Raw genomic sequence first — 13644 nt, forward strand, 5'->3', positions numbered from 1 at the left:
ATCGTTGTCCGCTGGGGTGGCGCTCATAATGGGTAAAATCAGAAAGCAGCCCCTGAGCAACCGGGAACTGCTTTTTGCTGTCAACAAATTACACTGTTGCTGACTCAGGCCACCTTATGCTGCCGCGCATAAATATACGGCGCAATGTACCCTTCGCGGCCAGAATCCAGATAATCCGACCACCACTGCATCATGGCTTTACGGGCATCGATATGTTCAGCACGGTGGATATACGCCGCCCGAACACTGTTGCGTTCCTTATGGCTCATCTGTCTCTCCACGGCATCCCGTGACCAGAGTTCAGATTCAACCAGTGCGCTGCATGCCATTGCCCGGAAGCCATGTCCGCAGACATCCGCTTTGGTGTCATAGCCCATTAAGCGCAGTGCCCGGTTAACGGTATTTTCGCTCATCGGCTTATACGGGTTATGGTCGCCGGGAAACATCAGCTCAAGGTGACCGGATATCTCCTGTATCTGTTTCAGAATGGCAATCGCCTGTCGGGAAAGCGGCACGATATGCGGAGTGCGCATTTTTGCACCACGACCGGAGAAGCGGACTTTCTCAATCGTTTTCCGTGTGGCGGGAATGGTCCAGATTTTATGTCTGAAATCAATCTCGCTCCAGCGGGCAAAGCGCAGTTCGCTGGAACGAATAAACAGGTGGAGAGTCAGCACCACCGCCAGCCTTGTCAGTTGCCGCCCTTGCTGATAGTCGCCGATACGCTGCAGCAGTTCAGGTAACCGTTCCAGTGGCAGGGCGGGATAGTGATTTTTAACCGGCGGCGCGGTGACGCCCTCCAGATGCAGCGCCGGATTGTTTTCGGTCAGTCCCTGCTGCACGGCGTAACGCATGATCTTGCAGAGTTGCTGCCGGGTTCGGGACGCGACTTCCAGAAAGCCTTTATCCTCGATAACTTTCAGTAACGCCGTGAAATGCTGCGTTTTCAGCAGAGTGACGGGCAGATGACCAATTGCCGGAAAGATATGATTTTTCATACTGGCAAGGATGCGCTCTGCATAGTCAGCCGACCACTTTTTGTTGGTTTTGTGCCACGCCAGTGCAACGGCCTCAAAGCATTTTTCCGGTGACGCGGCAGCTTTTTCAGTCATGCGTTGTTGCGCGGGATTGATATTCTGCGCCAGCAGTTTACGGATACCGTCGCGCTGCCGGCGGGCATCGGAAAGCGAGACCTGCGGATAGGCACCTAAAGCGATACGGGATTCTTTTCGGTTGAAGCGATATTTTAGATACCAGAGGCGTGAACCGCCCGGATTGACAAACAGATACAGACCATGAGAATCGGTCAGTTTAAAGGGCTTATCAGATGGCTTGATACTACGAATTTTCGCGTCGGACAGGGACATATGGTGGTCACTCCATTATCGAACTGAAATGACCCCAAATCAGACCACCAATATTCCCGGATGCGGAGAGATAAACAGATATGCATCGGGAAAGATTTTTACGCTAACTCATTGAATCAAAAACATACAGAGACTCGCCGAGATGCATAAAAACTAGAATTTGGCTCCTCTGACTGGACTCGAACCAGTGACATACGGATTAACAGTCCGCCGTTCTACCGACTGAACTACAGAGGAATCGTTTGAACGAGGCGCATACTACTGGCCCCGCATTTTTGTGTCAATACTAAATTTAACTAGCTGATTCAGATGGCTAAATTTAGCTCAGCTCGTTGTTTTAGTGCACAATTCGCGTGTCGTCCGCGTCCTGCTCTTCATTATCACGTAATCTTTGCAGCGGGTCCTGGCGGTAAAAGTGGCAGAAACGTTGCCAAAGCGCCGGAAAACGTGGGGCGAAGAATTCTGGTGCGCTAAAGAAATATTCTGACAGGACGGCAAAACACTCCGCCGGGTCGGTTGCGGCGTAGGCATCAATACTGGCGGCGCTCTCGCCGACCAGGTCAATCTCATCCTGAATGTTGTTCATGGCCGCATGGAGATCGTGTTCCCAGCCGGCAACCTCGCGTAAGGGTATTAGCGGTACGCCGCTGGCGCGATCGCCGTTACGGGTATCAAGCTTGTGCGCCACTTCGTGTACTACGAGGTTAAAACCAGATGCGTCGAAAGAGTCCTGAATATCCAGCCAGTTAAGAATAATGGGCCCCTGCTGCCAGCTTTGTCCTGATTGCACGACCCGCTGGTTATGCACCAGGCCAATGTCATCTTCCCACTCATCATCAACGACGAACGGGGCAGGGTAGATAAGCACCTCGTGGAAACCGTCCAGCCACTCAATACCGAGCTCGAGAACCGGCAGGCAAAACAGCATCGCGATGCGCGCGCTTTGTAGCGGACTCAGCTCCAGCCCCTGTAGGGCAACCAGGCGTTTTTGCTGCAGAAAGCGCGCCGCCATCTGCACAAGCTGCTGCTGCTCCTGTGTGGACAGGTTGGCTAAAACAGGAATGGCAAGCGCCTGTTCCCACGGAATTCCCGCACTGTCGGACTCTTCATTTGCTTTCCAGGGCCATTTAAACATCACATTGCTCGCAAAGTCGTCACTTGAACATAATTAAAGAGACAGGAACTATTAAAATGCCAAAGAACCTGGCATTATAGCAACCTCAACAGCGGAGAGATGCCGGAGCGGCTGAACGGACTAGTCTCGAAAACTAGAGTAGGGGCAACTCTACCGGGGGTTCAAATCCCCCTCTCTCCGCCACTTCACCTTTCCATCTATCTGATTCGAAATCCTTTAATTAAATTCCTGTTGTTCAGTATACCGTTACGTATGCCATCTGATGCCGGCTCTCGCTGGACGGGATTGAACGCTTCTCACGCCCTCATAAGCTATCACTTAGCGATTGCTCAAGGTAGCAGTTTGCCAGTATCTCCTTCATTTTGTGAGCTAAGTCGTGTGATGCAGCCTGTGGTTGCGCCCATTTAAAAATGAGCCACTGCCGGCGATTGCGCCTTAGGTTATCTCTGAATCTGGTATCGGTCAGCCGCTAACAAAAAAGCCCGCACGAGGCGGGCTTAGGTTGGTGAAATAGCATCAGAACTGATAGTTGATACCGACCGCGAACTGATTGTCAGTCGCCGCACCGGTGACAATGCTGTCTTCCTCATCGAGAAGATTGAATTTATAGGCGGTGTAGACGTTGAAGTTTTTGTTGAAGTAGTACCAGGTACCCAGCTCAACATAGTTCATGATCTCTGCATTGCCGTGCCTGTTGTTGCCGAGATCCTGACCTTTCGCGAAGACGTAGCCCAGGGAAGGGCGCAGACCGAAATCGAGCTGGTACTGAACGACGGCTTCAACGCTCTGCGTTTTATTGGCGATAATGCTATTTTCCATCGGGAGCATATTGCGTGATTCGGCATACATAACGGCCGTATACAGGCTATTGGCATCATACTTCGCCGCGATGCTCCAGACTTCCGCCGTTTCGCCTTTGCCGTCGGCAGCCTGTTCGTCAGTACGGTCGGAATTACCGTAGGCGGCGGCAAAACCAAATCCGTCGAGGCTGTAGTCAACGGACATGCTGTAACCGTCGCCGTTTGCTTTCAGACGATCGCGGTTGGTATTTTTACCCTGGTACTGGAGAGCAAAGTTCAGCCCATCGGACAGGCCAAAAAAGTCAGTATTGCGATATGTAGCAACGCCGTTGGCACGGCCGGTCATAAAGTTATCGGTATGCACCAGACCGTCGCCGCCCCACTCAACCAGCATATCGGTGTAGCCCGCTGCGTCGTATACCGCCCCGTAGTTACGGCCATAATCAAATGAACCGTAGTTGGCGTATTTTAAACCGGCAAATGCCAGACGGGTCGCGCTGCCCTGGTCGCCTTCTGGCCGGTTAGCTTTCATATTGTACTCAAACTGACCGTAGCCGGTCAGGTCGCTGTTGATCTGCGTTTCACCCTTAACGCCGAACCGCGCATAGGAGGTATCTTCAGAGTTGCGATTGCCTTCGTCGGTATCGGTCATAATATGCTCGCCGACCATTTTGCCGTAGAAATCGACTTTATTACCGCTCTTATTATAGATTTCCGCTGCGCTAGCGGCCCCAGAAATTAATAAGGACGGCACCAGAATTGCCAGTACTTTTCTTTTCATTATATATTCCCTTTTATTTATAATTAATGTGAATGTCAAAGAGTCGTGCTCGATGCAAAATAAATACTATCTGCGAAGGTTCATTTTTATTTAAATTAAAAATGTAAGTAAATTATATGTAATATTACAAAATGTTTCATTTTGGTTCTTTATATTAATATTCTATAGGTTGCAAGTGAGCTATTATTTTGGTTTATTGTCTTTTATAACAATGAATTATTGATGATGGTTGTGAATTCATGCTCGTTATAAAATTTATGGTGTTTATGGTTTAGCGTCTCAGGTATGTTCTGGCGATAAATATCCTTCTTCTACGATCGGGAATTTCGGAAAATAACCGCTAACGGAGGAATATAAAATCGGTTGTTCAGGGAAATAATATAGCGGGGGGAGTGTAGGACATATTATCTATCGGGAGCAGGCGAGAGGCGGCGCAGGAGGCATCGATTCGTCGATGAAAATCCCCGGACGTTGCGGATGCCTGATGGCAAACTTCGCTGTATAATGTGACTAAAATCACATTTTTATTGCAAGTGACGTTTCGTTACTGAGGAAGGAGAGCGGTTAAATGGAAGAGAAAGCGAAACGGAGTCTCGGCGGGAAGCTGGCGCTATGGGCTTTTTACGCCTTCTGCGGTTATTTCCTGTGGGCAATGGCGCGCTACTGGTGGGTCGTCGGGCACATTCAAAGCATTCCCGGAGTGGGTATTGACGGGGATCTGGGTTCGACGACGGGTAAATGGCTGGGCGCGCTGCTGGGTTTTCTTGTCCTGGGTATCGTCGGGTTAATCCTTGGGGCTATCGCATGGTATACGCGGCCTGATGGCAGGAGATATGAACATCAGGATTAAAGTTGCTATGATCGCAGCCTACCTTCTCTCAAAGGAAAGCGCATGGAACTGGTTGACTGGCAGCAACGATTTGAAACCTGGCTGATAGGCCATCACTCGCAGGGCGACTCCGCTCACGACATCTCACATTTTCGTCGCGTGTGGAGCACTGCTCAACGGCTGGCCGCCAACCGGCAGGTTGACCGTTTGGTGATCCTGACCGCCTGCTACTTTCATGACATTGTGAGCCTGGCGAAAAACCACCCCGAACGCAGCCGCTCATCGGTGATGGCGGCGAAAAAGACGCAGAGCATTCTGCAGTCGTCATTTGCCGATTTTCCCGTCGACCGCTATCCGGCCGTGCTGCACGCCATCGAGGCGCATAGCTTCAGCGCCGGTATTCCTCCCCTGAGCGAAGAGGCGAAGATTGTCCAGGATGCCGACCGGCTTGAGTCCCTGGGGGCGATTGGCCTGGCACGCGTTTTCGCGGTTTCCGGCGCGCTGAATAATATCCTGTTTGATGCTGACGATCCTTTTGCCGACAGGCGTAAGCTGGACGATCGTACCTATGCGCTGGACCATTTTCAGTGCAAGCTGCTGAGGCTGCCAAAAACGATGCAAACCGATGAAGGGAGAGCGATGGCGGAACACAACGCCCGCTTCCTCGTGCAGTTTATGGCGAAGCTCAGTTCGGAGCTGCAGGGCGACCCCATCGCGCTGGATGAAGCGGTTTTGCGTCGCTTTGACCCACAGGCTTAAAACTGCCTGTGCTATGGATATCTGTGCTCAACATCCCCTGGCCTGAGGGTAAACTCATGACCCACTTTTTTATCCAACCCCGGCTTCCGCTGCCCGGGCTACCCCTTCCTTCAATGCTGACAGAGATGAAGGGAAAGGAAAAACAGTGGATCAATAAAGTCCCAAAATGAAAAAACGCCCCTTCGTTCGAAGGTGCGTTTTTTTAACGCTCAGACAGTCCCGAATATGGGCACTAAACTTCTCTATCCTCATATTAACTAAATAACTCCCGGATCTGTTATATCCGGGAGTTATTCCATTACTGTTGGATACCTTCAACCGAGATAATAAGCTCCACATCTTGTGATGCCGGCCCGAGGTCGCTTTTAATATTGAAGTCTTTGAGGTGAATGTTGCCCGTAGCCTCAAATCCAGCACGTTTGCCGCCCCATGGGTCATCGCCCTGACCAATAAGTTTCGCGTCCAGAACAGCAGGACGGGTAACGCCATTCAGTGTCAAATCACCGGTGATATCAAGCTTTTCACCATTCTTTTTGACTGCCGTAGATACAAACGTCGCTTCAGGGAACTTGGCTGTATTGAGGAAATCAGCACTTCTCAGGTGTTTGTCACGTTCAGCGTGATTGGTATCAAGGCTATTGGTAGCGATTTTTACATTAACCTTATCAGCCGATGGATTACTTTTGTCATAGGTGAAAGTGCCATCGAAGTCTTTAAATGTCCCGTACAACCAGCTGTAACCAAGATGTTTAATTTTGAAGTTTACAAATGCATGTTGGCCTTCTTTATCAATTTTATAATCAGCAGCTAAAGCTGATCCTGAAATGAACATCGCGGTAAACAGAGAAAGTCCCAGCAAGCGTTTCTTCATTTTTTAACCTCAGGGTGTGAAGACGTTTTACCCAGCATTCTGAGTAGCGTTTCGTCTTTATCAATAAAATGGTGTTTAAACGCTATGAGTCCATGAAGAATAGATACAATGACAACTCCCCATGCTACCCATAGGTGTAATACGCCGGCAATGTCGGCCTGTATCGCAGCATCCGATACGATCGCCGGTACACTAAACCAGTCAAAGACGGTTATAGATTTGCCATCAGCTGTAGATATGAGATACCCGCTAATGACGATAGTGAAAAGTGCCAGATAAAGTAATGAATGAGCGAATCCAGCAGCGACACGCGTTAACTTAGAATAACTTTTTAACGCAGGAGGGGGAGGGGATATAAACCGCCACAAAATACGAATTATGAGCCCCATCATTAAAAGAATACCAATTCCCTTATGGATTCCTGGGGCCCTATGGTACCAGGTATCATAATATCCTAATGTAACCATCCACAACCCGAGTGCGAACATCGCATACACCACGACAGCCGTTAGCCAGTGCAGCGTCATGGATATAAAGCCATAATTTGATTGTGAGTTTACCAGACGCATTTTCAAAACGCTCGATTATGTAACAAAAAAAGTACAATGACTTTGTTTCATTAATTAATCAATCATTAAGTTAAAATTAATCTTGATTTTAACTCTGATTCAAATTTATTGTTCAAAACTCATTTTTTTCTACAAATATTCAGCGGCAAGCCAAATTGAATGCATTTATTTATGTAAATGAGGTTTACATAAATTCAAAAAAATATTCATTTCTTTATTTTAAAAATAGAGAATCTTATAACCGATCGCATTAGTCCGGATGGTTGATACGATGGACTTTGGTTGCGTTATAGTTAGCGCCGGGTTTATCCCAATATATCCATTGAGGACGATGCGGCACTAATCCGCAAAATACTTTGCTCAAGCCGCGGCATCACCTGTCACAAACTCATTTCAGATCGGCTATCAGGATTTCATGACGCTGGCGTACCCAGATACGCTAAGGGATTCCATACTTGTACTGGAAAGGCTGCTCCGGACAAACCCGACTGAGATAATGACAAATATGGCCGGCTCCAGCGATCCGATCTTCGGTCTTTTGTGGTTCCCAGGCTATCAGTTTTCTCTCCGTCTGGCTGATGCAGGAGCTACTGTATTCTGGCGTGTGGATAAATATGTCGATTATGGCGTGCTGAAGGATATCACCCGTTATGCAATGGCGCGAGCGAGCGCCCACGGACCGCGCGCAGAGATCGGAAAACGGTATTGTGAATGGCAGGAAGATCGACTGGGTTCAGCAGAGCTGGTTACTAACGCCGGGGTACTGTGGAACACGCTTTATATGCAGGAAGCCGTGAGCTGGATGCGCAGTAATGATGAAGAAATCGGGGATGAGAATATCGCCCGGTTATCCCTACTGATGCAGAGGTATATACGTCCACGCTGGCGGAGGATATTCTGAAGGGAGAATTGAGAACATTAAATTTCTATTTAAACAATCAATTATCTGCTTTGCTTACGTTTCACAATCTATCCGGGCTGTATAAAGAACCGGCTTTTCTGCCTCAGGAGCGAGCTGGGCGTGACGCCAAATGCTTTCCGGAATGCATGACTGAAGTGAGTGAAATCAGAGAATCCGTAGTCAAGCGCAGCCTCAGATACGCTGCATACTCGCCCTTGTTCTAGCGCATCGCGGCTGGCCAAAAGCCGTTCCTGCCAGATAACGGCTGCTGGCGTTTTCTGATGCCGGGCAAAAGTCCGGGTCACGGTGCGTACTGACACGTGGTGAGCGAGAGCAATATTCTCAACGCTTAGCTCAGGATTAGTTAGATTTCTGCTGATATAGCTTCTCATTTTTGCATATAAATCGCGTTCTGAAGCCACGTTATGGTGATCCTGAAGCTCCAGGCTCAGTATCAGCAGATCCAGCATCGTTTGTGAAAAGCGACTGGCCACATCCGAATTGTTGACCAGAACGGGCGTATTCGCTGCCTGGCAAATCATCTCACGCAGCGGAATAACGCCCGGACGGGTATCATCAAGGACCGTGGCGGTCAGGGCGTCGCTGGCAGGCACTTTTCCTGCCAGCAGATGTCGGGGGATCCGTATGAGATGGTTATTTTTGCCCCCGATGCTGAAGCGAAAAGTCTGTGCCGCATCATAAAGAACCAGGTCATTAGACGCCAGGCATGCCTTTCGTCCCCCCTGTTCCAGCTGTCCGTATCCCCCCTGAATATAACCGAGCCACAAATCATCGTCCGGTCCCGTTCTCAGATGTCGTGATTTTCGCTCCCAGTGGTGAAGCGTTGAAGTGAGAGTGCAGACATCCACCAGACCCACTTCACGCACGGCCAGTTCACCGTCAAACCTGCCGTCAGCAAGCGGTTTGCCATCTGAAGGAATGCAGTGACGAAGAATAACATCATTCCAGTATTCGAAACGGTGATGCACTGAAACATGTTCGGTGGAATAGCGTATATCCCGGGAGGCGGAATGACTGTTCACGGCGACACCTCATATCAGAATGAATTGTTTCAAACTGAAAGCAATATTTGCGCCATGACTGTTTTGCGAGAGATTTCAGAGCGAATTGATGTATTCAGATACGCCAAACGACGGGGGGCGCACTATTAACGGGCAGTGCTGCACTGTTTCTTTTCATCACGAGTCACCCCCTGATTTATAAATATCAGGGGTGTCCCTCCCAGCCAGACGATTGTCCGGTTGAGCCAGGTATCCGGCAGATTTCTCCTTAGTATCAATGGTGAATTAACCCATCGCTGAAACTATTTACCGGGAGTCTTTATGGAATCTGCCATTGATAAACACCTGAAATGCCCGCGAACGCTTTCCCGCCGGGTTCACGACGATTATCAGCCACCGTTCCCGATGTTTGCCGGACGGGCCGGTAGCGATCTGACGCAGGTCGTTATGGCCTATCTGGGCGTGCAGTTTCGGGAGGAAAAGCGTGAGAACGCTGTCCGGGCAATGCAGCACATTGTGTCGACCTTCAGCCTGAGCGACGGGCCGGGTAATCATGATATCTCTTTTCATACCGACAACCAGGGCTACGGTAATTTTATCGTAGTGGGGTACTGGCGGGATCCGGCTGCGTACTGCCGCTGGGTCCGTCAGCCGGAGCTCGATCACTGGTGGTCTTCTGATGAACGTCTGCAGGATGACGTCGGTTATTTCCGGGAAGTTATTGCCCCGCGGGCGGAGCAGTTTGAGACGCTGTATGCCTTTAAAGAAGATCTGCCGGGCGTCGGCGCGGTAATGGACAAGATCAGCGGTGAGATTCAGGAGCACGGCTACTGGGGATCCGTGCGTGACCGTATTCCGGCCTCTCAGAATGACTGGCTGCAGCCTGACGATGGACTGCGCATTATTTCGGGCGATCCTGATGCCGGCGGCAGGGTGGTGGTGCAGGGCCATGACAACATCGCGCTTATCCGTTCAGGGCAGGACTGGATGGAGGCGGATGAGCAGGAGCGTCAGCTTTACTTCACAGAGATGCTCCCTCCTTTGCAGGCTGGTATGGATTTTCTGAGGGATGAAGGTCAGACGCTCGGCTGCTACAGCAACCGCTTTGTCCGCAACGTGGATATCAACGGAAATCTGCTGGATATTGCCTACGATATCGGCTTCTGGCGTTCACTAGACCGGCTTGAGCGCTGGGCAGAATCGCACCCCACGCATCTTCGCATTTTCACCACGTTTTTCCGGGTGGTAACCGGTCTGCAGAAACTGCGGCTTTACCACGAAGTTTCCGTTTCAGACGTCCGCTTTCAGACCTTCGAGTACATCAACTGCCATCCTATGACCGGGATGCTGCGTGACGCTCAACGCTGAACAACATCGCTATCCATCAACAATTCTCCGGGGGATTACTTTATGCACGCATTACGCTTTTTCCTGCCTGCCATATTGCTTGGTTCTGTGCCAGCGCTCGCCGTTGAAGTCGCGCCTGGCGACTACAGTCAATTTCCCGACGGCACCACGGTGGGGCTGCTTTATTATCAGCACGCCTCAACCGGCTCAGCGCACTCCCGCGGTGACAAAGTCAGCTCTGATTACAACCTGACTTCTGATATCGGCATGTTGCGTCTGCTGCATACCGTACAGATTTCTGAGTCAGCGACGCTGGACCCGCAGTTTCTGTTGCCTTTCGGGCGGATATCTGGCGGCGGCGATGCGGCTTCCCTCGGCTCAGCCAATGGTACCAGCGATCTGATCCTTACCGTACCTTTGAAGGTCAAACTCAACGCAGGAGGCGACATTTTTGGCTTTGCCCCTTATCTCTATGTGCCCAGCGGCAGCTATGACCACAACGATGCGCTAAATCTGGGTGAGAACCGCTGGAAGGTCGACCTGCAGGCGGCCTGGGTGAAATATTTCACTGAAAAGTGGGCGCTGGACGTGGTCGGTGACGCCATCTGGTACGGTGACAATAACGATTATGGGCCTGGTTCATCCCGCCTTCAGCAGGATAACGCGTGGGCAGCCCAGATTATGGGACGTTATATGCCTGATCCTACACTGGCGTTCGGTCTGGGTTTCGGTCAGACCTGGGGCGGTGAAACAACTGTTGACGGTGAAAATCAGGATAATCCGGCGCAGACCACCAACGTCCGTATCACAGCAACCAAATTTGTGACCCCTCGCGATCAGTTCCAGATACAGCTGGGAAGGGATCTGCGCGTTGAAAACGGCGCGGAAGAGAATTTCCGGTTGAATCTCCGCTATGCACGCGTTTTCTGACGCTGTCCTTTGTGACCAGGTCACTGTCCGTCTCAGCCAGGTAGAGGCAGTGCCGGTGCGTTATGTTCAGAACAGGATTCAGTCAGTCATTTTTCATGTAAGGAATAAATATGTCCATTGAACGTCCCAATGCCAGTCAGTTGCAGCAGCTTGCACGCGAGCTTCATCTGCAGATTTCTGAGAGCGAAGCGGCAGAATATCTTGCCCTTATGCAGCCAAATCTCGATGCCTATGACCTGATTGAGGAGCTACAGGATGAAATCCCACAGGTTGAATATCCGCGTGAAAAAGGATACCGCCCGGAGGGCGAAGAAAATCAGCTGAATGCCTGGTATTACAAAAGCGAAGTGCAGGGGGCTCCAGAAGGCCGGCTCGTCGGGAAAACCGTGGTGCTGAAGGATAATATTTCCCTGGCCGGCGTCCCGATGATGAACGGCGCCGCTTCGCTTGAGGGGCATGTACCTGCTTTTGACGCCACCGTAGTAACGCGCCTCCTTGAGGCCGGCGCCACCATTGTGGGGAAAGCCACCTGCGAACATTTCTGCCTCTCCGGGGGCAGCCACACGTCAGACCCGGCTCCGGTACATAATCCCTGGCGCAGGGGGTACAGCGCCGGCGGTTCTTCATCGGGCAGTGCAGCGCTGGTCGCCGCCGGGGAAGTGGATATGGCGATAGGCTGTGATCAGGGAGGCTCCATCCGTATTCCGTCCGCTTTCTGCGGCGCTTACGGCATGAAGCCTACTCACGGTCTGGTTCCCTATACCGGCATTATGCCGATTGAAGCCACCCTCGATCATGCCGGACCGATTACCGCGAATGTGAAGGACAATGCCCTGATGCTGGAGGTCATGGCCGGACCGGACGGGCTTGACCCGCGCCAGTACACCTCTCGTGGCGGAAACTATACCGCTGCGCTTGATAAAGGGGTCAGCGGGCTGAAAATCGGGGTGGTAACGGAAGGATTCCAGCTACCCAATCTCCAGCCTCAGCTTGCTGAAAAGGTCCGTAATGCCGTTGCGCGGCTGGAAAGTCTTGGCGCATCCGCCCGGGAAGTATCAGTGCCCGGTCATCAGCTTGCCGCCGCGCTGTGGTCGCCTATTGGTTGCGAAGGACTCACCATGCAGATGATGCATGGCAACGGTATGGGATTTAACTGGGAAGGGCTCTACGACGTCCCCCTGCTGGACAAACATGCAGCCTGGCGCGACAGCGCAGACACGCTTTCTCCCTCGCTCAAAATCTGCATGCTCATCGGCCAGTATGGCCTGACGCGCTATAACGGCCGTTATTACGCGAAGGCACAGAATCTGGCCCGCCGGGCACGGGCAGACTATGACCGCGCGTTCGGTGATTTCGATCTGCTGGTCATGCCGACCGTCCCGATGACGGCCCAGCCGCTGCCGCAACCGGGCAGTTCAATTACCGAGTATATCTCCAGGGCATTCGAGATGATTGGCAACACGGCTGCGCTAGACGTGACGGGTCATCCAGCCATGTCTGTGCCCTGCGGGCTGGTTGACGGGTTGCCGGTCGGCATGATGCTGATTGGGCGCCATTACGCCGAAAGCACTATCTATCAGGCCGCCGCCGCGTTTGAAGCGAGCGGTAACTGGCAGGAGATGTAGCCGTTAACAGCCCGTATGCTCAGGGTGAAACCGCCGGACCAAAGGCCCGGCAATAACCTTAAATTTATCGGAGAAATATCATGGCTCTCGACCACGAACACCACCATGACCACACCGAACCGCCGGAGGAAATTGCGCTTCGCGTGAAAGCGCTGGAGTCGCTGCTGACGGAAAAAGGCCTGGTAGATCCTGCGGCGCTGGATGAACTTATCGACACGTATGAACACCGAATTGGCCCCCGAAACGGTGCGCTTGTCGTGGCAAAAGCCTGGAGCGACCCTGATTACAAGGCCCGTCTTCTTGCAGATGGCACAGAGGCCATTGCCGAACTGGGTTTTTCAGGCGTGCAGGGGGAAGACATGATGGTTGTTGAAAATACCCCCGAGGTTCACAACGTGACGGTCTGTACGCTCTGCTCCTGCTACCCCTGGCCAACACTCGGTCTTCCGCCCGCCTGGTACAAATCGGCGCCGTATCGATCGCGCATTGTCATTGAGCCGCGCAGCGTTCTGGCCGAGTTTGGTCTGAACATCAGTGAAGACAGGGAAATTCGGGTGTGGGACAGCAGCGCTGAGTTGCGTTATCTGGTTCTGCCGGAAAGGCCCGCCGGAACGGAGGGCTGGAGTGTGGAGCAGCTTGTCGCGCTGGTCACCCGTGATGCCATGATTGGCACGGGAGTGGCGCTTCAGCCGGGCGATAAGTAGCAAG

The 13644-nt window shown here is 51.6% G+C and carries 13 protein-coding genes and 2 tRNA genes; 8 read left to right on the top strand and 7 right to left on the bottom strand.

Annotation, left to right across the window (positions count from 1 at the left end; all coding sequences use genetic code 11):
- Positions 1 to 104: 104 nt before the first annotated feature.
- From GO007_RS15805 to mtfA, 3 genes are all read right to left on the bottom strand, one after another.
- Positions 105 to 1367: a tyrosine-type recombinase/integrase gene (locus tag GO007_RS15805; protein WP_095101505.1), complete on the bottom strand. Its 1263-nt coding sequence runs from the start codon at positions 1365 to 1367 to the stop codon at positions 105 to 107.
- Positions 1368 to 1528: 161 nt separating this feature from the next.
- Positions 1529 to 1604 (bottom strand) — tRNA-Asn (locus GO007_RS15810).
- Between the two features lie 100 nt (positions 1605 to 1704).
- Entirely contained in the window at positions 1705 to 2505 is an 801-nt protein-coding gene (mtfA, locus tag GO007_RS15815) for a DgsA anti-repressor MtfA (RefSeq protein WP_189339883.1), read from the bottom strand.
- 90 nt (positions 2506 to 2595) lie between these two features.
- On the opposite strand from mtfA, the gene GO007_RS15820 reads away from it, so the two are divergent.
- Positions 2596 to 2685: transfer RNA gene (locus GO007_RS15820), tRNA-Ser, on the top strand.
- A gap of 333 nt (positions 2686 to 3018) precedes the next feature.
- Here GO007_RS15820 and GO007_RS15825 read toward each other — a convergent pair.
- Positions 3019 to 4083, bottom strand: a complete 1065-nt coding sequence (locus GO007_RS15825; RefSeq protein ID WP_095101509.1) for a porin — start codon at positions 4081 to 4083, stop codon at positions 3019 to 3021.
- A gap of 568 nt (positions 4084 to 4651) precedes the next feature.
- Here GO007_RS15825 and drpB point away from each other — a divergent pair.
- Positions 4652 to 4933 (top strand): cell division protein DrpB, encoded by a 282-nt coding sequence (gene drpB, locus GO007_RS15830; protein ID WP_095101511.1) that lies wholly within the window; start codon positions 4652 to 4654, stop codon positions 4931 to 4933.
- Between the two features lie 42 nt (positions 4934 to 4975).
- Entirely contained in the window at positions 4976 to 5671 is a 696-nt protein-coding gene (locus tag GO007_RS15835) for a phosphohydrolase (protein ID WP_095101513.1), read from the top strand.
- Between the two features lie 298 nt (positions 5672 to 5969).
- On the opposite strand, the gene GO007_RS15840 is transcribed toward GO007_RS15835, so the two are convergent.
- Entirely contained in the window at positions 5970 to 6542 is a 573-nt protein-coding gene (locus GO007_RS15840) for a YceI family protein (RefSeq protein ID WP_095101515.1), read from the bottom strand.
- Complete coding sequence (locus GO007_RS15845; RefSeq protein ID WP_095101517.1) at positions 6539 to 7111, bottom strand: cytochrome b; 573 nt, start codon at positions 7109 to 7111, stop codon at positions 6539 to 6541. Before GO007_RS15845 ends, GO007_RS15840 begins: the two co-directional genes overlap by 4 nt.
- Positions 7112 to 7508: 397 nt before the next feature.
- Between GO007_RS15845 and GO007_RS29590 the strand changes: the two genes are divergently transcribed.
- Positions 7509 to 8012 carry a transposase gene (locus GO007_RS29590; RefSeq protein ID WP_223261798.1) on the top strand — a complete coding sequence of 168 codons (504 nt, stop codon included), beginning with the start codon at positions 7509 to 7511 and terminating at the stop codon, positions 8010 to 8012.
- A 68-nt stretch (positions 8013 to 8080) separates the two neighbouring features.
- Here the strand turns inward: GO007_RS29590 and GO007_RS15855 are convergent, their stop codons facing one another.
- The gene (locus GO007_RS15855; protein ID WP_095101522.1) at positions 8081 to 9055 is read right to left on the bottom strand and encodes an AraC-like ligand-binding domain-containing protein; all 975 of its coding nucleotides are present in this window, start codon (positions 9053 to 9055) and stop codon (positions 8081 to 8083) included.
- A gap of 300 nt (positions 9056 to 9355) precedes the next feature.
- Here GO007_RS15855 and oxdA point away from each other — a divergent pair, with 300 nt between their 5' ends.
- The 4 genes from oxdA (at position 9356) to nthA (ending at position 13640) form a co-directional block, all read left to right on the top strand.
- Positions 9356 to 10402, top strand: a complete 1047-nt coding sequence (oxdA, locus tag GO007_RS15860; protein WP_095101524.1) for an aliphatic aldoxime dehydratase — start codon at positions 9356 to 9358, stop codon at positions 10400 to 10402.
- A gap of 42 nt (positions 10403 to 10444) precedes the next feature.
- Positions 10445 to 11311, top strand: coding sequence for a transporter (locus GO007_RS15865; RefSeq protein WP_095101526.1), 867 nt, complete (start codon positions 10445 to 10447; stop codon positions 11309 to 11311).
- Positions 11312 to 11421: 110 nt separating this feature from the next.
- Positions 11422 to 12936, top strand: a complete 1515-nt coding sequence (locus GO007_RS15870; protein ID WP_095101528.1) for an amidase — start codon at positions 11422 to 11424, stop codon at positions 12934 to 12936.
- Positions 12937 to 13016: 80 nt separating this feature from the next.
- Positions 13017 to 13640, top strand: a complete 624-nt coding sequence (gene nthA, locus GO007_RS15875) for a nitrile hydratase subunit alpha (protein WP_095101530.1) — start codon at positions 13017 to 13019, stop codon at positions 13638 to 13640.
- Positions 13641 to 13644 lie beyond the last annotated feature (4 nt).

Origin of the sequence: Klebsiella sp. 10-1 (assembly GCF_009758445.1) — a bacterium.
Lineage (GTDB): Bacteria > Pseudomonadota > Gammaproteobacteria > Enterobacterales > Enterobacteriaceae > Klebsiella > Klebsiella scottii.